20 protein-coding genes and 1 pseudogene are annotated in these 19,839 nt (G+C 39.4%); all 21 read left to right on the top strand.

Annotated elements, in window-relative coordinates:
- Positions 1-14: 14 nt before the first annotated feature.
- Positions 15-281, top strand: a complete 267-nt coding sequence (locus tag ACHUFV_RS26330; protein ID WP_394239412.1) for an RNA-binding S4 domain-containing protein — start codon at positions 15-17, stop codon at positions 279-281.
- 377 nt (positions 282-658) lie between these two features.
- Positions 659-961, top strand: a complete 303-nt coding sequence (gene yabP / locus ACHUFV_RS26325; protein ID WP_394239411.1) for a sporulation protein YabP — start codon at positions 659-661, stop codon at positions 959-961.
- A pseudogene (yabQ, locus tag ACHUFV_RS26320) lies at positions 958-1,212 on the top strand (spore cortex biosynthesis protein YabQ); the annotation flags it as partial. The gene yabP and the pseudogene yabQ, both read left to right, overlap by 4 nt.
- 32 nt (positions 1,213-1,244) lie before the next feature.
- The gene (locus ACHUFV_RS26315; protein WP_394239442.1) at positions 1,245-1,487 is read left to right on the top strand and encodes a hypothetical protein; all 243 of its coding nucleotides are present in this window, start codon (positions 1,245-1,247) and stop codon (positions 1,485-1,487) included.
- 126 nt (positions 1,488-1,613) lie between these two features.
- The gene (locus tag ACHUFV_RS26310; protein ID WP_394239410.1) at positions 1,614-2,015 is read left to right on the top strand and encodes an FtsB family cell division protein; all 402 of its coding nucleotides are present in this window, start codon (positions 1,614-1,616) and stop codon (positions 2,013-2,015) included.
- An 84-nt stretch (positions 2,016-2,099) separates the two neighbouring features.
- Complete coding sequence (locus ACHUFV_RS26305; protein ID WP_394239409.1) at positions 2,100-2,600, top strand: S1 domain-containing RNA-binding protein; 501 nt, start codon at positions 2,100-2,102, stop codon at positions 2,598-2,600.
- 333 nt (positions 2,601-2,933) lie between these two features.
- Positions 2,934-5,411, top strand: coding sequence for a stage II sporulation protein E (gene spoIIE / locus ACHUFV_RS26300; RefSeq protein WP_394239408.1), 2,478 nt, complete (start codon positions 2,934-2,936; stop codon positions 5,409-5,411).
- A gap of 169 nt (positions 5,412-5,580) precedes the next feature.
- The gene (locus tag ACHUFV_RS26295; RefSeq protein WP_394239407.1) at positions 5,581-6,318 is read left to right on the top strand and encodes a vWA domain-containing protein; all 738 of its coding nucleotides are present in this window, start codon (positions 5,581-5,583) and stop codon (positions 6,316-6,318) included.
- Positions 6,287-7,306, top strand: coding sequence for a protein kinase domain-containing protein (locus tag ACHUFV_RS26290; RefSeq protein WP_394239440.1), 1,020 nt, complete (start codon positions 6,287-6,289; stop codon positions 7,304-7,306). The genes ACHUFV_RS26295 and ACHUFV_RS26290 overlap by 32 nt, the downstream gene beginning before the upstream one ends.
- A 157-nt stretch (positions 7,307-7,463) precedes the next feature.
- On the top strand, positions 7,464-8,852 hold the full coding sequence (gene tilS / locus ACHUFV_RS26285; protein WP_394239406.1) for a tRNA lysidine(34) synthetase TilS: 1,389 nt from the start codon (positions 7,464-7,466) through the stop codon (positions 8,850-8,852).
- A 121-nt stretch (positions 8,853-8,973) separates the two neighbouring features.
- The gene (gene hpt / locus ACHUFV_RS26280) at positions 8,974-9,513 is read left to right on the top strand and encodes a hypoxanthine phosphoribosyltransferase (RefSeq protein ID WP_394239405.1); all 540 of its coding nucleotides are present in this window, start codon (positions 8,974-8,976) and stop codon (positions 9,511-9,513) included.
- 136 nt (positions 9,514-9,649) lie between these two features.
- Positions 9,650-11,620 carry an ATP-dependent zinc metalloprotease FtsH gene (gene ftsH, locus ACHUFV_RS26275; protein ID WP_394239404.1) on the top strand — a complete coding sequence of 657 codons (1,971 nt, stop codon included), beginning with the start codon at positions 9,650-9,652 and terminating at the stop codon, positions 11,618-11,620.
- Positions 11,621-11,731: 111 nt separating this feature from the next.
- A complete protein-coding gene (locus ACHUFV_RS26270; RefSeq protein ID WP_394239403.1) occupies positions 11,732-12,514 on the top strand; it encodes a type III pantothenate kinase in 783 nt (260 codons plus the stop codon).
- A gap of 32 nt (positions 12,515-12,546) precedes the next feature.
- Positions 12,547-13,425: an Hsp33 family molecular chaperone HslO gene (hslO, locus tag ACHUFV_RS26265; protein WP_394239402.1), complete on the top strand. Its 879-nt coding sequence runs from the start codon at positions 12,547-12,549 to the stop codon at positions 13,423-13,425.
- 136 nt (positions 13,426-13,561) lie between these two features.
- Positions 13,562-14,491: a cysteine synthase A gene (cysK, locus tag ACHUFV_RS26260; protein WP_394239401.1), complete on the top strand. Its 930-nt coding sequence runs from the start codon at positions 13,562-13,564 to the stop codon at positions 14,489-14,491.
- A 303-nt stretch (positions 14,492-14,794) separates the two neighbouring features.
- Positions 14,795-15,643, top strand: coding sequence for a dihydropteroate synthase (gene folP, locus ACHUFV_RS26255; protein ID WP_394239400.1), 849 nt, complete (start codon positions 14,795-14,797; stop codon positions 15,641-15,643).
- A complete protein-coding gene (gene folB / locus ACHUFV_RS26250; RefSeq protein ID WP_394239399.1) occupies positions 15,624-15,986 on the top strand; it encodes a dihydroneopterin aldolase in 363 nt (120 codons plus the stop codon). The genes folP and folB overlap by 20 nt, the downstream gene beginning before the upstream one ends.
- Before the next feature lies 1 nt (position 15,987).
- Positions 15,988-16,515 carry a 2-amino-4-hydroxy-6-hydroxymethyldihydropteridine diphosphokinase gene (folK, locus tag ACHUFV_RS26245; protein WP_394239398.1) on the top strand — a complete coding sequence of 176 codons (528 nt, stop codon included), beginning with the start codon at positions 15,988-15,990 and terminating at the stop codon, positions 16,513-16,515.
- Positions 16,467-16,688: a helix-turn-helix domain-containing protein gene (locus ACHUFV_RS26240; protein ID WP_394239397.1), complete on the top strand. Its 222-nt coding sequence runs from the start codon at positions 16,467-16,469 to the stop codon at positions 16,686-16,688. The genes folK and ACHUFV_RS26240 overlap by 49 nt, the downstream gene beginning before the upstream one ends.
- Before the next feature lie 23 nt (positions 16,689-16,711).
- On the top strand, positions 16,712-17,707 hold the full coding sequence (dusB, locus tag ACHUFV_RS26235) for a tRNA dihydrouridine synthase DusB (protein WP_394239396.1): 996 nt from the start codon (positions 16,712-16,714) through the stop codon (positions 17,705-17,707).
- Positions 17,708-17,928: 221 nt separating this feature from the next.
- Positions 17,929-19,422, top strand: coding sequence for a lysine--tRNA ligase (lysS, locus tag ACHUFV_RS26230; RefSeq protein ID WP_394239395.1), 1,494 nt, complete (start codon positions 17,929-17,931; stop codon positions 19,420-19,422).
- Positions 19,423-19,839 lie beyond the last annotated feature (417 nt).

Below are 19,839 nucleotides of genomic sequence, written 5' to 3'. Positions count from 1 at the left end.
AAGGAAGTGTTAATATGCGTTTAGATAAGTTTTTAAAGGTATCGAGATTGATAAAAAGAAGGACATTGGCAAAGGAGGTCTCTGATCAGGGTCGTATCATGATTAACGGCATTCAGGCAAAGGCCAGTACAAATGTTAAGGTCGGAGATGAGTTAACGGTACGATTTGGCCAAAGAGTTGTAACAGTCAAGATTGAAAAGCTTCAGGAGACAACAAAAAAAGAAGAAGCTGCAGGAATGTACACAACGATTAAGGATGAGAGAATTCCAGAGGAGTTTTAATAATTAAACCATTTGAAGCGGCTTGTCCATTCTGGGCAAGCCGCTTCCGCTTTTCAATGATCCAGCTCCGACGCCTAGCCGCTCGAGGTCTTAAGCCGTTCCGGTGATGAGGTTAAAGGGCAAACCTCCTCCCCGGACCGTCTTAAGCTTGTCGCGGCTGGGCAAGGCGTCTCCGCTTTTCAACGATCCAGCTCCAGCGGCTAGACCCTCGGGGTCATAAGCTGTGACGATGAGAAGGTTAAAGAACAACCTTCTCCCCGTCCCATCTTATGCCTGTCGGGTCTGGACAAGCCGCTTCCGCTTTTCATGTTCTAAATCCCCCATTCTTTCATAAACATGTACAAAAAGGTTGTACAAAAAGATTGTGGGGGATGGGAATGAGTCAATATTACGATAGTAATACGTCTAAAGGGACTGTCCAGGAACATGATGTAATCATGAGAGGAAGAAGATTGCTTGATATTACGGGTGTTAAACAGGTGGAAAGTTTTGATAACGAGGAGTTTCTATTAGAAACTGTCATGGGATTTTTGGCTATTAAAGGGGAAAACCTGCAAATGAAAAACCTTGATGTAGACAAAGGCATTGTATCGATAAAGGGAAAGGTATTTGATCTGGTTTACATTGACGAACCTCATGGAGATAAGGCTAAAGGATTCTTTAGCAAGTTATTTCGATGACACTGACTACACAATTCATGACTATGCTGGCCATGATCGGCATGGGGACTTTTTTTGGAGCTGCTCTTGATACATACAATCGGTTCCTGCAGAGAAGTAAAAGAAAGAGCTGGCTTATATTCATTAATGATATTTTATTTTGGACCTTTCAAGGTTTATTTATTTTTTATGTATTATTTCATGTAAACCAGGGAGAATTACGATTTTATATCTTTCTTGCATTATTATGTGGTTTTGCAGCTTACCAAAGTCTATGTAAACATATATACTTAAAGTGTTTGGAATGGTTCATTTCGTTCGTTATAGCAGTTTCTCGTTTTATCGTAAAGCTTTTCCGTATTTTTATTTACAAGCCCATTCTGGCTCTCATCAGTACGCTTATTACGACCATTATCATGATTGGCAAGGGTTTATTAATTTTACTAAAGACGATATGGAAGTGTCTGGTTTTTATAGTAAGAGTGCTATTTATGCCAATAAAATGGATATTGTTACTTTTTTGGAAACTATTCCCCAAACCTCTTAAAAAATCAGTCGAGAAGTTATATAATGAATTGGCAGGAAAATTGAGAACAATAAAGAATACTATAATAAATGTGATAGAAAATTGGAGAAATGGCAAAAAAGGCAATAAGTAAGGAGGGTTGCGGAAGTGGGTGCCATCAAGGAACGCAATATTGCTAAACTACAAACGAACTATGCATTACAACAAGAGGAGAGTCAAATCAGTACAGCAAGACGAAAAAGGGTTTTATACAGACGGTTATCTGTTTTCTTCGCACTTGCTATCACTACAGCTTATTTGATGATCTCGACACTCATTTCACAAAACTCAGTGCTGGCAGAAAAGGCGGAGGAGAAAAAGCAGCTGCAAAAAGAGCTTGCCTCCTATCAACATGATGAAGAGCTTCTAAAAGAAGAGATAATAAAATTAAAGGATGACGAATACATCGCTAAATTGGCTAGAAGCGAATACTTCCTTTCTGAGGACAATGAGATAATATTCACTCTCCCGGAAACGGAGAAGCAGGAAAAGGCAAAAACAACCAACTGAGGCTTTATTGCACTCTTTCTTTCTATTTTGTATAATATAATATAAGTATGATTTTGCATATTTTTAAGGAGGAAATTTCTTTTTATGTCAATCGAAGTAGGCAGCAAGTTACAGGGAAAGGTAACAGGAATTACTAATTTTGGAGCATTTGTGGAGCTGCCGGAAGGCTCAACCGGTCTTGTTCACATTAGTGAGGTCGCAGATAACTATGTTAAGGATATTAATGACCATCTTAAAGTCGGGGATGTAGTCGAGGTTAAGGTTATTAATGTGGAAAAGGACGGGAAGATCGGTCTTTCAATTAAAAAGGCTGTAGACAGACCTGAAAGAACAGAAAGACCTAGCAGACCGGATAGACCGATGAGAAATGACAGGGGAGACAGAGGGGACAGAAGCGATTCAAGAGGAGGTCACTCTGGACGTCCGCGTCATGGTCAAGGAAGATCCAATGATAATCACCGAGCTCCTAAAGAGAATTTTGAGTCTAAAATGGCAAGATTTTTAAAGGATAGTGAAGATCGGTTATCTTCTCTAAAGCGTCACACTGAATCCAAGCGTGGAGGAAGAGGCGCAAGAAGAGGGTAACTTGCTGCTGATTTACTATACAATAGCAGGGTATCGTTCGAATTCCCTATATACAGGCAAATCCACTTATTGGGTTTGCCTTTTTTATTATTATAGCCTCTTATCTATTTAGAACACACAAAAGTCCTGTCACACAAAAAGACAGGATTTTTTATCATGACGTAAATTTCCGTTATTCCATTGTGCCTATTGTACATGGTTCTCCTGTTATTTTTAGACTTTTAGCGGAAATGAGTCGAACGAAAAAAAGGGGCTTGTCCTCCATTTTGACAAACTTCTAAATCTCTCGTCTATATAATGAGTTTAAAATACTTAGGCAGGGAGTGAAGCTGCGTGGAAAAGGTGGAGCGGAATTTCATGGATCCAATCAGGGATGTTAACTTTGCGAAAGCTAAATTGAAGTTTGCAAATCCCTTTACTAACTTTCAAGCAAAGCTGGAGACCCTTTTTCTCAAAAAGGGCTATATCCTCTTATTGATAGGTTTTTTACTTGGACGTTCATTAATCTTAGCCCAATTAACTCCATTTAGTGTTCCTTTTTTTGCTGCTGTATATCTCGTTAGAAAGGATCGAGCACCATTAGCCTTGATCGGCCTTATTGGAGGAGCAGCTACTCTTTCTATAACTGACGCAGTCTCCACTTTTGCAATGACGGTGCTATTTTTAGTTTCCTATAAAGCTACGAAAAAATGGCTGAAAAATGAAGTGAAACTCATTCCTTTTTATGTATTTTTTGTTTTGCTTGCCGGCAGTCTTGCACAAGGCTACATTGTTTCAGGTAAGTTTACCTTGTATGAATTAATGATGGCAGGTGTGGAATCAAGTTTGGGCTTTATTTTAACACTTATCTTTTTACAAGGACTTCCGTTATTATCTATTTCGAAACGCAGACAATCATTAAAGACGGAGGAAATTGTCTGCTTAATTATACTTTTGGCATCTGTCATGACCGGGACCATCGGCTGGACCATCTATGACATTTCTATTGACCATGTATTGTCGAGGTACCTTGTGCTGTTATTTGCCTTTGTAGCTGGTGCAACGGTTGGATCAACTGTCGGAGTGGTGACAGGCCTAATATTTAGTCTTGCCAGTGTTGCCAGCTTCTCTCATATGAGTCTATTAGCATTTTCTGGCCTGCTCGGAGGTTTGTTAAAAGAAGGGAAAAAAATTGGTGTCTCGATCGGATTATTAATTGCAACTCTACTAATCGGTATGTATGGTGACGGCAATGCCGCCTTAGTAAATACACTTATCGAATCAACTGCAGCTGTACTATTATTAATCTTAACCCCTAAATCATTCACTGCTAAACTAGCAAAATATATCCCGGGTACACTAGAGCACTCACAGGAGCAGCAGCAATATATGAGAAAGATGAGGGATGTGACCTCGCAAAGAGTAGCTCAGTTTTCTCATGTATTTCAGGCACTTTCTAATAGCTTTAATCATCAGAGTGAACCGACAGAATGGGATGATACAGATCGGGAGCTTGATTATTTCTTAAGTAATGTTACAGAAAAAACATGCCAGCTTTGTCATCGGAAGGAACAATGCTGGACAAGAAACTTTAATGAAACATATGACTTTATGAAGGAAATTATGCTTGATATGGAGCAAAAAGGAGGAGAAGTGTCACAAAAATTATTCCGGGACTGGGGGATTCACTGTGTTAAGCCGAAAAAGGTTGTGGAAGCAATGCAGCAGGAATTAACCTATTATCAAGCTAATCAAAAGCTAAAGAGACAGGTCAAGGAATCTAGAAAACTGGTGGCCGATCAGTTATTAGGCGTGTCTGAAATTATGGGTAACTTTGCGAAGGAAATACAGCGGGAAAGGGAAAATCATCATAAGCAGGAGGAGCTTATTCTCGAGGCCATGCAGGACTTTGGTATTGAGATCGAACAAGTAGAAATTTACAGTCTTGAGCAAGGGAATGTAGATATTGATATGACGATACCGGATTACCAGGGGCATGGGGAGTGTGAAAAGCTTATTGCACCAATATTATCTGATATATTGGGTGAAACCATTATTGTAAACTCAGAGGAATATTCACCGTTTGGAAATGACTTCTGCCATGTAACATTCCGCTCAGCAAAGGCCTATTCGGTAGAGACTGGGGTTGCGCATGCTGCAAAGGATGGCGGCTTGATTTCAGGCGATAGCTATTCAACAACGGAGCTTGGCTGCGGAAAGTATGCGGTTGCAATCAGTGATGGAATGGGTAATGGAGAGCGCGCCCATATTGAAAGCCAGGAGACGCTTCAGCTTCTGCAAAAAATCCTGCAATCCGGAATAGAAGAAAGGGTTGCAATTAAATCAGTAAATTCAGTTCTGTCATTGCGGACGACAGATGAGATTTTTTCTACACTTGATTTAGCAATGGTAGATTTACAAAATGCATCGGCGAAATTCCTAAAAATCGGTTCCACACCTAGCTTTATTAAAAGAGGCAATAAGGTAATAAAAATACAGGCAAGTAACCTGCCAATGGGTATCATTGAGGACTTTGAGGTTGATGTTGTCAGTGAACAACTAAGGGCCGGTGATCTTCTCATAATGATGAGCGATGGCGTGTTTGAGGGTCCGAAGCACGTGGAAAACTACGATTTGTGGATGAAACGGAAAATAAAAGAATTAAAGACAGAAGAGCCGCAAGGGGTAGCGGATGTTATTATGGAAGAGGTCATCAGGTCAAGATCAGGCTTTATTGAGGATGATATGACCGTTGTTGTAGCGAAAATCAAACACAATACACCGAAATGGGCATCCATTCCTGTTCCTCAATTTAAACAAAAGGCTAATTAATGGACAAAATGTATTTTATCATCTGTATGGCGATAAATGGCCGGTAGTGATTCAAGCAAAAGCTTGAGTCGCTACCGGCCATTTTAGTCTACGGGCAATTCTGAACTCTATGTATAAATTCCCTTCTTATCGTCGAAAATGGTAACATTTCAGATTTGGAGGGGACTTGATGAAAACAGGTACGTTAAAGCAAATACTACTGATAACGGATGGTTGCTCAAATCAAGGAGATGATCCTATTGCAATGGCCGCACTTGCCAAGGAGCAGGGGATTACGGTAAATGTAATCGGAGTAATGGATCAGGATGTAATCGATGAACAGGGGCTAAAAGAAATTGAAGGCATTTCGTTAGCTGGAGGCGGGGTCAGTCAGGTTGTCTATGCCCATAAACTTTCTCAAACTGTACAAATGGTGACAAGAAAGGCGATGACACAAACTCTTCAAGGGGTCGTAAATAAGGAGCTCCAGCAAATACTGGGGCGCTCACATACATTAGAGGATCTCCCTCCGGAAAAAAGGGGAGAGGTGATGGAGGTAGTAGACGAGCTTGGAGAAACAGTTGAACTCGAAGTCCTCATCCTTGTAGATACTAGTGCAAGCATGAAACAGAAGCTGCCAACTGTTAAAGAAGCTCTTCTTGACCTTTCTTTAAGCTTAAATGCAAGGTCTGGAGAAAATCGGTTTTCAGTGTTCGTATTTCCCGGGAAAAAGAATGAAGTAGATAAACTTTTAGATTGGACGCCGCGGCTAGAGTCATTGACAGGTGTATTTTCAAAGTTAACAACAGGAGGAATTACGCCAACAGGACCAGCAATAAATGAAGCACTGCAATATTTCAAGAAAAAACGTTCTCTAAGGAGTCTGCTTTCTCGTGATGATGAATCATTCTATGAAGAATCAGTGTAACGTGAAACCTGGGACAATCATTCAAGGCAAATGGCATAAGGAACGTTATACCATATTGAAGGAATTGGGCTTTGGGGCCAACGGTATCGTGTACCTTGCTAGGCGGCATCATGAATACGTTGCGCTTAAAATGAGCGATAACGGGATGTCTATTACTTCAGAAGTAAACGTGCTTAAATCCTTTGCAAAGGTCCAGGGATCTGCCCTTGGACCTTCTTTGCTTGATGTAGATGACTGGGAGCATAACAATGGACAAATTTCATTTTATGTTATGGAGTATATACAAGGGCCGGGCTTTATGGACTTTATTGAACAGAAAGGACCGTCCTGGCTTCCTGTTTTACTATTGCAGCTTTTATCTGACCTAGAGAAGCTCCATTGTAATGGCTGGGTTTTTGGTGATCTTAAGCCTGAGAACTTAATAGTAACAGGGCCTTCACCAAGGATACGCTGTATAGATGTTGGCGGAACGACGATAAAAGGAAGAGCTATAAAGGAGTTCACGGAATTCTATGACAGGGGTTATTGGGGACTTGGCTCAAGGAAGGCTGATCCTGGCTACGATTTATTTGCAGTTGCCATGATTATAATTCATACGGCTTATCCAAAAAGATTTACGAAAACCACCGGCGGAATCTTGCAGCTTCGTAACCAAGTGAAACAAAGTAAGGCTTTACACAAGTTTGAAGGGGTTATTATCCAAGCACTTGAAGGCCGATATCAGTCTGCTGAGGAAATGCGCAATGATTTAATAAAGAGCACCAGTCGTCATAACGGAAACAGTCGAACAGCAACTCGACAATCGAATACTAAGAACTACGGGAATCGTCAAACAATGACTAGACAAACACAACAGGCGGGAAGAGTGAGTGCCAGTCGACAATTACAGCAAAAAAGGCAGAAAAAGGGCGGGTTTGTTGAAACCCTTATACTGACTATGGTCATTCTACTATTTTATGCGTTCTATATATTTGGTCAATTAATATAGCTAAAAGTATGAAAAAGTTGGTATGAATGGCATTTCCATTAGAAAAGGGAAAATTTATAAGGTTTGTCCTTTGGTTACCGCTTAGAAAAATGGTATGCTTGTTATTATAAGGATTGTAGAATTTCAGTACGATATTAGTGGTAGGGAAGAACACGAAATGATAGAAGAGAAAGTGGACCATTTTTTAAAACATCATCAGTTTACACTCGCTGGAAAAAGAATTCTTGTTGGCGTATCAGGAGGACCGGATTCCTTAGCTCTATTACATCTATTATGGGAAAAACAGAAGCAGCAGGATTTTTATCTAGTTGTGGCCCATGTGGACCACATGTTTAGGGGGATGGAATCCTATAATGAAGCAAAATTTGTTCAACAGTTCTGCGAAACCCGCCAAATACCCTTTTTAATGAAGAGGATTAATGTTCCGGAGTATATTGAAAAAACGGGAAAAAGTTCTCAAGTGTCCTCAAGAGAGTGCCGTTATGAGTTCTTTGCTGAAGTGATGAATGAGCATCAACTAACATATGCAGCATTGGCTCACCATGGTGATGATCAAATTGAAACCATCTTAATGCGATTAACGCGCGGAAGTTCCGGGTCATCCAGAGCAGGTATTCCCTTTATGAGACCCTTTAAGGAAGGCTATATTGTCAGGCCGTTCTTATGCTTAAGCCGAAAGGAAATTGAGCAATATTGCTTGGAGCATGAGTTAAATCCTCGTCGAGACCCCAGTAATGAAAAAGACGTCTATCTTCGAAATAGGTTTCGGAATCATGTTGTTCCATTTTTAAAAAGGGAAAACGAACAGGTTCATGAGCAATTCCAACGATTTAGTGAGGAACTCCGGCAGGATGAAGAGCTTCTGCAGGAATTTACGATTAAAAAAATGAATACCGTATGGAAAGTGAAACAAGATAATAAAATAACCATTGATTTAGATGCTTTCCAAGCAATGCCAATTTCTTTACAAAGGAGAGGCATTCAACTAATATTAAACTATCTATACAAAAAAAGGCCAGCATCCTTATCTGCTGTACATATTGATCAAATATTTTCACTTATTGAAGGAAACAATCCTTCTGGTAGTTTGGACTTTCCATCCAGTTTGAAGGTTAGACGTTCTTACCGGCTATGTCACTTTGATTTCAATACTGAAAGCAAGGAAGGCTTCTATATTAAAATAGGTCAGCCGGGAGTATATTCACTGCCAAATGGTGACACTGTTTCACTAGAATATACTAATCGAGTGGAAAGCTCAAAGGATGCTATTCTTTTACATGCAAATGCTGTACCGCTTCCAATTATTATTAGAACAAGATTACCAGGAGACAGAATGAGTCTGAAGGGTATGGAAGGGACAAGAAAGATTAAAAGTATTTTTATCGATCAGAAAATACCAACTGATGAAAGAGATAGTTGGCCGGTCATAACAGATGGACAAAACAAGATCCTCTGGCTGCCGGGATTGAAAAAATGCAAAGAGTCGATGGTGGATAATGAGGATATGAAATATATTCTTATTACATATAAAAGGCAAAATGAATAAGCTTTTATCAAAAGGGCTTGGATAAACAAATATTGAATGGAGAAAACTTTTGATAAAGGCTGACTAATGGAATGATAGAGATATTTTATTATGTAATGATCATCTAGGGGGCATACTAAACATGAGAAATGATATTGAAAGTGTATTAATATCCGAAGAAGAAATTCAAAATAAGGTAAAAGAATTAGGAGCGCAAATAACAGAGGATTATCAGGATAAATTCCCCCTCGCGATTGGTGTTCTTAAGGGAGCTATGCTGTTTATGGGCGACCTTTTAAAGCGAGTTGATACCCATCTTGAAATGGACTTCATGGATGTTTCAAGCTATGGAAGCTCTACGGTTTCCTCAGGAGAAGTAAAAATCATAAAGGACTTAGATGCATCGGTTGAAGGCCGTGATGTACTGATTATTGAGGATATTATTGATAGCGGACTAACATTAAGCTATTTAGCTGAATTATTCCATTACCGTAAGGCCAAGTCAGTAAAAATTGTTACATTGCTCGATAAACCAACTGGACGTAAAGCAGATATCAAGGCAGATTATGTAGGATTTATTGTTCCTGATGCATTTGTTGTCGGCTATGGTTTGGACTATGCAGAAAAATATCGAAACCTTCCGTATATAGGTGTGTTAAAGCCCCATGTATACAGTAATTAATGGGTAACAAATTTTATTTATATATATTTGATATATCAACAGTAGTAAGTGGAGTTAAAAGTGTAATTTCTTGTATTACCATGATTTTCTATGGTACTATACACTATAGTTTGTTGACCGTGGGAGGAGGCAAGGGATGAATCGGATTTTCCGTAATACCATCTTTTATTTATTAATTTTTCTAGTCATTATAGGTGTAGTAAGTTTCTTTAATAGTGGTAATCAACCTACAGATAATATAACGTATGATACGTTTATGGAGCATCTTGAGAATGGTGATGTAACATCGCTAACAACGCAGCCTGAGCGTGGGGTCCTTGAAGTACGTGGTCAGCTTAAGGGATACGAAGAAGGCAAGTACTTTATCACTTATGTATCGAATACAGACAGTGAGGTTGAACGAATCAATGCGATGGCTGCTGAGGCTGACCTCAAGCTTGAAAAAATGCCAGCCAAGGAAACAAGCGGATGGGTAACGTTCTTTACTTCGATTATTCCATTTGTTATCATCTTCATCTTATTTTTCTTCTTGCTGAATCAAGCCCAAGGCGGTGGAAGCCGGGTAATGAATTTTGGTAAGAGCAAAGCGAAGCTTTATAGTGAAGATAAGAAAAAGGTTCGCTTTAAAGATGTAGCAGGTGCAGATGAGGAAAAGCAAGAGCTTGTTGAAGTGGTCGAATTTTTAAAGGACCCAAGAAAGTTTGTTGAACTTGGTGCTAGAATTCCGAAAGGGGTACTACTTGTAGGACCTCCTGGTACAGGTAAAACATTGCTTGCTCGTGCAACAGCGGGAGAAGCGGGAGTTCCTTTCTTCTCCATTAGTGGTTCGGACTTTGTTGAAATGTTCGTAGGGGTAGGGGCTTCACGTGTTCGTGATTTGTTTGAAACTGCGAAGAAAAATGCTCCTTGTATTATTTTTATTGATGAAATTGATGCTGTAGGACGTCAGCGTGGTGCCGGACTTGGCGGAGGCCATGACGAACGTGAGCAGACATTAAACCAATTGCTTGTTGAAATGGACGGGTTTGGTGGTAATGAGGGAATCATTATTATTGCTGCAACAAACCGTGCTGATATTCTAGATCCGGCTTTATTACGTCCTGGACGCTTTGACCGTCAAATCACGGTTGACCGCCCAGATGTTAAAGGTCGTGAAGCGGTATTGAAGGTACATGCTCGTAATAAACCTTTAGCTGAAGATGTTAACCTAAAGGCAATTGCCCAGCGTACACCTGGCTTCTCAGGTGCAGACCTGGAAAACCTTTTAAATGAAGCAGCGTTAGTGGCAGCGCGCCGCGATAAAAAGAAAATTGATATGTTAGATATTGATGAAGCAACAGACCGGGTTATTGCAGGACCTGCGAAAAAGAGCCGGATTATTTCCGAAAAGGAACGAAACATTGTTGCTTTCCATGAAGCTGGGCATACAGTTATTGGATTAATCCTAGATGATGCAGACATCGTTCATAAAGTGACGATCGTTCCTCGTGGTCAAGCGGGAGGCTACGCTGTTATGCTTCCTAAGGAAGACCGTTACTTTATGACAAAACCTGAATTACTGGATAAGATTACGGGTCTTCTTGGCGGCCGCGTTTCAGAAGAAATCGTATTTGGTGAAGTAAGTACTGGTGCTCATAATGACTTCCAGCGTGCAACTGGAATTGCGCGCAGAATGGTAACAGAGTTTGGTATGAGTGATAAGCTGGGTCCTCTTCAATTTGGACAATCTCAAGGTGGTCAAGTATTCTTAGGACGTGACTTCCATAATGAACAAAACTATTCAGATGCCATTGCATATGAAATTGACCTTGAAATACAACGTATTATAAAAGAGTGCTATGAAAAGGCCAGAAAGATACTTACAGAAAACCGTGATAAACTGAACGTCATTGCTAATACTTTACTTGAAGTGGAGACATTGGATGCTGAACAAATCAAACATCTAGCTGATCATGGAACACTACCTGATAGAAAAGTGGTTGATGCTTCTACTGAAAATGTAAAAGTAACAATCAGCAAAAAAGATGATGAGACGAAAACAGAAGAAAAGAATCTGGATGCTGAAAAACCTGCTGAGCAGAGTGAAAATCCAGACGAACGTTCTTAAAGTTCAAAAAAAGGCGCTCCTAGATGGGCGCCTTTTTGTATAGCTTAAATAAACAATTGTGATATGATGTTTTCAGAATAAAAGAACATAAGGAAAATGTGGTGAATAATAATGATTTTTGTTTTTGACGTTGGAAATACAAATACTGTTTTAGGAGTATATAGTGGAGAAGAGTTAGTCCATCATTGGCGGGTGGAAACACATCGCAATCGAACAGAAGATGAATATGGAATGGTCATTAAGAATTTATTTGATCATGTAAACCTTAAGTTTGCCGACATTGATGGAATTATCATCTCTTCGGTGGTTCCTCCGATAATGTTCGCGTTGGAAAGAATGTGTCAAAAGTACTTTCATATTAAACCATTAGTAGTAGGTCCGGGTGTAAAAACAGGATTAAACATCAAATATGAAAATCCAAGAGAAGTCGGAGCAGACCGGATTGTCAATGCAGTTGGTGCTATACACGAATATGGAAGCCCTTTAATTATTGTTGATTTTGGGACAGCGACAACCTACTGCTATGTGAATGAGAACAAGGAATATTTAGGCGGTGCGATTGCACCGGGAATTGGAATTTCGACAGAAGCTTTATATACACGTGCAGCCAAGCTTCCAAGGATTGAGCTTGTGCGTCCAGAGGGAGTTATCGGTAAAAATACGGTATCTGCCATGCAGTCAGGAATTCTCTACGGTTATGTTGGCCAAGTGGAAGGGATTGTCAACAGAATGAAGGCTGAAAGCAAGCAGCCCCCAACAGTTATCGCAACTGGTGGATTAGCTGGTCTTATTTCTGAAGAATCAACAGTCATTGATATCGTTGATCCATTTTTAACCTTAAAGGGATTACGACTTATTTATAAGCGAAATATGGAGAATCTAAAGAATAGCTAACATAAATTAAAAGGAAAAAAGGAGTAAAGTGAATGAATGATTATTTAGTAAAGGCCCTGGCTTTCGATGGGCAGGTGCGTGCATATGCTGTTCGCAGTACAGAAACAGTAAGTGAGGCGCAGCGCCGCCATTATACTTGGCCAACGGCCTCTGCTGCATTAGGTAGAGCCATAACAGCAACCGCAATGATGGGAGCAATGTTATCGGATGAGCAAATGTTAACCGTAAAAATTGAGGGTGATGGTCCTATTGGCCATATTTTAGTGGATGGAAATGCAAAAGGAGAAGTACGGGGCTATGTAGCTAACCCGCAAGTCCACTTTGATTTAAACGAGCATGGGAAGTTAGATGTGAGAAGAGCTGTTGGAACAACCGGTTCCTTGACCGTAATAAAGGATATTGGCATGCGTGATTTTTTCACAGGGCAGGTACCAATTGTATCAGGTGAATTAGGAGAGGACTTTACTTATTACTTTTCCTCATCAGAGCAGGTTCCATCTGCGGTTGGAGTTGGAGTCCTCGTAAACCCTGACAATTCCATCTTAGCTGCCGGTGGTTTTATCATTCAATTAATGCCGGGTACAGCCGATCAAACCATAAGTCAAATCGAAAAGCGTTTGTCAGAGATTCCTCCTGTATCAAAGCAAATTGAAAAGGGATTGACACCTGAAGAATTGTTAACTGAAATTTTAGGTAATGAAAATATAAAGTTTCTTGAAAAAATGCCGGTTTCTTTCACATGTACATGCTCAAAGGAGCGATTTGGCGATGCGATCATTGGACTGGGTAAAGAAGAAATCCAGGATATGATTGAAACAGACGGGCATGCGGAAGCGCATTGTCATTTTTGTAATGAAAAGTACCTGTACACGGCTGAAGATCTTGAGGCATTAAAGCAAGAAGCGGTTTAAGCTTATCCTGTTGAAGGAGCTTTCTTTAAAAAGTTATATAATTCCGATAAAAGTAGTTGACATTTAGTGTAAATGGGGTTAAATTTAAATTAATTAATCCAATAAAACTACTCGGGATATGAAAGGGTGCTTAAGAATGGTACGTATTGCAAATTCTATAACAGAATTAATTGGTCAAACACCAGTTGTGAAATTAAACCACATTGTGGACGAAAATAGTGCAGATGTGTATTTGAAATTAGAGTATATGAACCCTGGAAGCAGTGTAAAGGATCGTATCGCATTAGCAATGATCGAAGCTGCTGAAGCTAGTGGTAAATTAAAGCAAGGCGATACAATCATTGAACCTACAAGCGGAAATACAGGAATTGGTTTAGCATGGGTTGCTGCAGCTAAAGGCTATAAAGCAATTCTAGTAATGCCTGAGACAATGAGCTTAGAGCGTCGTAATCTTCTTCGTGCATATGGAGCAGAGCTTGTGTTAACACCAGGACCTGAAGGTATGAAGGGTGCTATCGGAAAAGCAAATGAGCTTGCTGAAAAGCATGGTTACTTCTTACCACAGCAGTTTGAAAACGAGGCAAACCCAGAAATTCACAGAAATACAACTGGTAAAGAGCTAGTTGAGCAGTTCGGTGATCAATTAGACGCATTTGTTGCCGGAATAGGAACAGGTGGTACAATCACTGGTGCTGGTGAAGTGTTAAAAGAAAAATATAAAGATATCAAAATTTATGCAGTAGAACCAGTTGATTCACCAGTTCTATCTGGTGGAAAACCAGGTCCTCATAAAATTCAAGGTATTGGTGCAGGCTTTGTTCCTGAAGTATTAAATACTGGAATTTATGAAGAAATCATCAAAGTTTCTACAGAGGAAGCATTCTCAGCTGCACGCCGTGCTGGACAACAAGAGGGTATCTTAGGCGGAATTTCAGCTGGAGCTGCGATCCACGCTGCTTTAGAAATTGGGAAAAAGCTTGGTAAAGGTAAAAAAGTTGTAGCAATCATCCCTGATAATGGTGAACGTTATTTAAGTACTGCACTATATCAATTTGATGCTGAATAATTTAAAGATAAAGGGGCTGTCCTTTCGTGGGAAGCCCCTTTTTTTTATATAAAAGTTCTTATGAATAACGGCCTATGACATACTTTAGCTATAGTACGTTTCACATGCGATTCTCCATGGGCTTTTACACTAAATGTCATATAACGACAAAAATGAACGAATTATTAGGGAATCGTTCTTTAAAAAGGCTGATTTTTCTTTTTCTCACGGTTATAATATCATAAAAGGAGAGAAGATTTTTATTATAACAAATCTCACTATTAAGCAATATATTATGAATATTCATGTTATAGAGGTGTTTATATGTCTAATAAGACGATTCGATGTGGTTCATTTACGCTTGATTACGGAAAGAAATCACTGATAATGGGCGTATTGAATGTCACTCCGGATTCCTTTTCAGATGGAGGTAAATACAACGAAATTGATCGTGCAGTTGAGCGTGCCAATGAAATGGTTGAGAATGGAGCAGATATTATCGATATTGGAGGAGAGTCCACAAGACCTGGCTATACCCCTATTTCGGCTCAGGAAGAATTGGAGCGTGTCATTCCGGTCATTGAGGCCATTTCAAAAGCTGTCCCAGTGCCCTTATCCATCGATACCTTTAAAGCTGAAACAGCAAAGGAGTCTATCAAAGCAGGTGCCCATATCATCAATGATATCTGGGGAGCAAAAGCAGACCCTGATATGGCCGGTGTAGCAGCAGAACTCGCAGTTCCGATTATTCTTCAGCATAATCGTGATAATGTAAACTATCAATCCTTTTTCCGGGATTGCTTGAATGATATCTTTGAAAGCATCTCAATTGCGAAAAAAGCCGGGGTCAAGGATGAAAATATCATTTTAGATCCAGGAATTGGTTTTGCTAAGGATATGCAAAAAGACCTTGAGATGATGCGAAACTTGGATAAGCTTGTTGCATTGGGATATCCGGTGCTTTTAGGTCCATCCCGTAAGCGTATGATTGGGGGAGTTTTAAATCTTCCTGTAGATGAGCGTGTGGAGGGAACCGGTGCTGCTGTATGTTTTGGTATCCAAAAGGGCTGCCAGATTTTCCGTGTTCATGATGTAAAAGAAATCAGCAGAATGGCTAAAATGATGGATGCCATGATGGGGAAGGTAGATGTAGTTGGATACAATTTATCTTAATAAAATGGAATTCTATGGTTACCACGGAGTATTGCCAGAGGAGACAACGCTAGGCCAAAAATTTCTTGTAGACTTGAAGGTACAGACAGACCTGAAGCAGGCTGGTCAAACAGATAATCTTGAGGAATCAATTAGTTATGTTGACTTGTTTGAGGTATGTAAATCAATTGTTGAAGGAAAGCCTTTCAAGCTCATTGAAGCTGTAGCGGAAAAAATTGCACAAGAAACTTTGCTGCAATTTATGAAGGTATCTTCGGTCACGGTAAAAGTAATCAAGCCTAATCCTCCAATTCCAGGTCATTATGAATCCGTTGCAGTCGAAATTACAAGGAGTCGACCATAATATGAATCACACAGCCTTTCTTTCCCTGGGAACCAATATGGGAAATAGAATAAAAAACCTTGAAGAAGCACTGAAGAGGCTGCAAAATGACTACCCGATTGAAGTGGTAAATGTTTCTTCCATTTATGAAACAGATCCAGTTGGATATGAGGAGCAGGATTTATTTTTAAACATGGCAGTTCAAGTGAAGACTTCGCTGTCGCCTTATCAATTGTTGGAAGCTTGTTTGCAAACAGAAAAAGAGCTTGGGAGAAAAAGGGAAATTAGGTGGGGTCCTAGAACAATTGACCTTGACATTCTTTTGTATAATGACGAAAATATTACTTCTGAGATGCTTATTGTACCGCATCCACGTATGCATGAAAGGTCCTTTGTTATTATTCCATTACTTGAAATCTCCCCCAACATCATGCTTCCGACCTTGAAACAGCCTTTATGTAAAATAGCAGATCACTTATCTGACAAAGAAGGGGTACGAGTATGGAAAGAGAAAAATGGGGAAGACGTATTCGCGCTTTTCGAAAACTAAAGGGGTTTACGCAGGAGAGTTTTGCAAAGGAATTAGGTGTATCAGTTTCGGTCTTAGGGGAAATTGAGAGAGGAAACAGAATGCCCTCTCAAGAGATTATTGTTAGAATAGCCGATGCACTTAATATAAGCAGTAATGAATTAAGACCACTCGAGGAAAATCAATCAGTCTAGAAGTATTCAACAGGAGGTAATACATGTTAAAAATAGGCGACATTGTTATGAAGAACCCAGTTGTATTAGCTCCGATGGCTGGTGTTTGCAATTCCGCTTTTCGCTTAACAGTTAAAGAGTTTGGTGCAGGATTAGTTTGTGCTGAAATGGTTAGTGATAAAGGGATTCTTTATAAAAATGAAAGAACAATGAATATGTTATATATTGATGAAGGTGAAAAACCTCTTAGCCTGCAAATATTTGGTGGCGAAAAAGAGTCGCTTGTTGCAGCTGCAAAATTCGTTGATGAGAATACAAATGCCGATATTATTGATATTAATATGGGCTGTCCGGTTCCGAAAATTACAAAGGTTGATGCAGGAGCAAAGTGGCTCCTTGACCCAAATAAAATCTATGAAATGGTTGCAGCTGTAGTTGATGCCGTTGATAAGCCTGTAACAGTCAAAATGCGCATGGGCTGGGACGAAGATCATATTTATGCGGTACAAAATGCCCAGGCGATAGAACGTGCCGGAGGAAGTGCTGTATCCTTACATGGCCGTACTCGTGTGCAAATGTACGAGGGCACATCAAACTGGGATATTATCCGTGAAGTAAAACAATCAGTTACTATTCCGATTATCGGGAACGGCGATGTTCTAACTCCACAGGATGCTAAACGCATGCTTGATGAAACTGGCTGTGACGGCGTTATGATCGGTAGAGCTGCATTAGGAAATCCATGGATGATTTATCGTACGGTGAAATACCTGGAAACAGGGGAGTTAATGAGTGAACCATCTGCTCGTGAGAAGATTGATGTATGTATTCTCCACCTTGATCGATTAATAGATTTGAAAAATGAGCATATCGCGGTAAGGGAAATGCGTAAACATGCAGCATGGTATTTAAAGGGAATACAAGGAAGCGGACCTATTAGAAATGGGATAAACGAATGTAATACAAGAGAAGAAATGGTTACTTTGTTAAATAGCCTTGTTCTAGATGAAAGAATAGAAATGAAAAAACAAGTAGGGTAATAGTAAACATAGAAGTAAAAAATAGTAATACAGGAAAACTGCCGGGATTTAAAGCCGGTAGTTTTTTTGATTTTAGCTTATATGTTTCGCCATTTAATGCTTTTATTTAAGAAGTTTTCCATTAAAACTTTTATGATAGCGATAGTTTGTGTAAAATGGTATAGTATGCAAAAATGAGCTGATACAGATAAACACTCACATAAACAGATTCAATATAGGAGATGAACAAAATGAGTCATGAAGAATTAAATGACCAGTTGCAAGTTAGAAGGGAGAAGCTGGCTCAATTACGTGATAAAGGCTTAGATCCGTTCGGTAAACGATTTGAACGTACTCATCTTGCTTTAGAATTAATCGAGCAATATGAGGCGCTTGAAAAGGAAGTAATAGATGAAAAAGATGTTTCGGTTACCATTGCCGGCCGTATAATGACAAAGCGCGGAAAGGGTAAAGCTGGTTTTGCTCATATTCAAGATTTAAGTGGACAAATTCAAATCTATGTTCGACAGGATGCAGTTGGGGAAGAGCAATATGAGATTTTTAATATCGCTGATCTAGGAGATATTGTTGGAATCACCGGTAAGCTCTTCAAAACAAAAGTCGGGGAATTATCCATTAAAGCAAACAATTTTGAGCTGCTTACTAAATCTTTACGTCCTCTACCGGATAAATTCCATGGTTTAAAGGATGTTGAACAGCGCTACCGTCAGCGTTATCTAGATTTGATTATGAGTCAAGAGAGCAAGGAGACATTTGTATCAAGAAGCCGCATTATTCGTTCCATCCGCAACTACCTTGATCAAAATGGTTATTTAGAAGTGGAAACTCCAATGATGCATGCTATTGCAGGGGGTGCTGCAGCTCGTCCGTTTATCACACATCACAATGCATTAGATATGCAATTATTTATGCGGATAGCCATTGAACTTCATTTGAAGCGTCTCATTGTAGGGGGACTTGAAAAGGTATATGAAATTGGACGTGTATTCCGTAATGAGGGTGTTTCTACAAGACATAACCCTGAGTTTACGATGATTGAACTATATGAAGCATATGCTGATTATCGTGATATTATGGCTTTAACAGAGAACCTTGTTGCCCATGTAGCGCAAGAGGTATTAGGAACAACTAAGGTCCAATACGGTGATTATGAAGTAGACTTAACACCGCAGTGGAAGAGACTTCATATGGTTGATGCAATTAAGGAATATACAGGAGTAGATTTCTGGAATGTAACGACTGTTGAAGAGGCTAAGCAATTGGCGAAGGAAAATAATATTGAAATCAAAGATACGATGGAATATGGTCATATCATTAATGAATTCTTCGAGCAACGGGTCGAGGATAAATTAATTCAGCCTACGTTTATCTTTGGACATCCTGTTGAAATTTCACCTCTTGCTAAGAAAAATGATGAGGACCCACGTTTTACTGATCGGTTCGAGTTGTTTATCGTTGGCCGTGAGCATGCGAATGCCTTTACTGAGTTAAACGATCCGATAGATCAGCGTGAACGCTTTGAAGCACAATTAAAAGAACGTGAGCAAGGAAATGATGAGGCTCATATGATGGATGATGACTTTATTGAAGCATTAGAATATGGAATGCCGCCAACTGGAGGCCTAGGAATCGGTATTGACCGTCTAGTTATGCTTTTAACAAATTCCCCATCAATTCGTGATGTATTGTTATTCCCGTTAATGCGTCATAAGTAAAGAACAATAATAGGCCATTTTCTTTATAAAGTACCTACTAGCTGGGTATAGTAAAGAAAATGGTTTTTTTTGCAGTCGTTACTTTATCATTATTGAACGACAGTTATTACGCATCGGTTTAAAAAAGGTAAAAAAATACTTGCGTTTTATTTTCTATAGTGATATATTAATAAACGTCGCTGTTGAGGCAACACATTCTTATAAAAATAAATTTTAAAAGAGTATTGACTTTTAAAAAAGTTTTTGATAATATTACTAAGTCGTCAATAATCGACAAAATAATTGCTCTTTGAAAACTAAACAAACAAAAACGTCAACGTTTTAACTTTTAGTCTTTTATAAAAAGACATTAAATTATGAGCAAGTCAAACAATCTTATTGGAGAGTTTGATCCTGGCTCAGGACGAACGCTGGCGG

This window comes from Niallia oryzisoli, assembly GCF_043641075.1.
In the GTDB taxonomy this organism is placed as follows: domain Bacteria; phylum Bacillota; class Bacilli; order Bacillales; family Cytobacillaceae; genus Bacillus_BD; species Bacillus_BD oryzisoli_A.
Note: the sequence above shows the minus strand (reverse complement) of the source record. Positions and strands in the feature narration are given on the sequence as shown.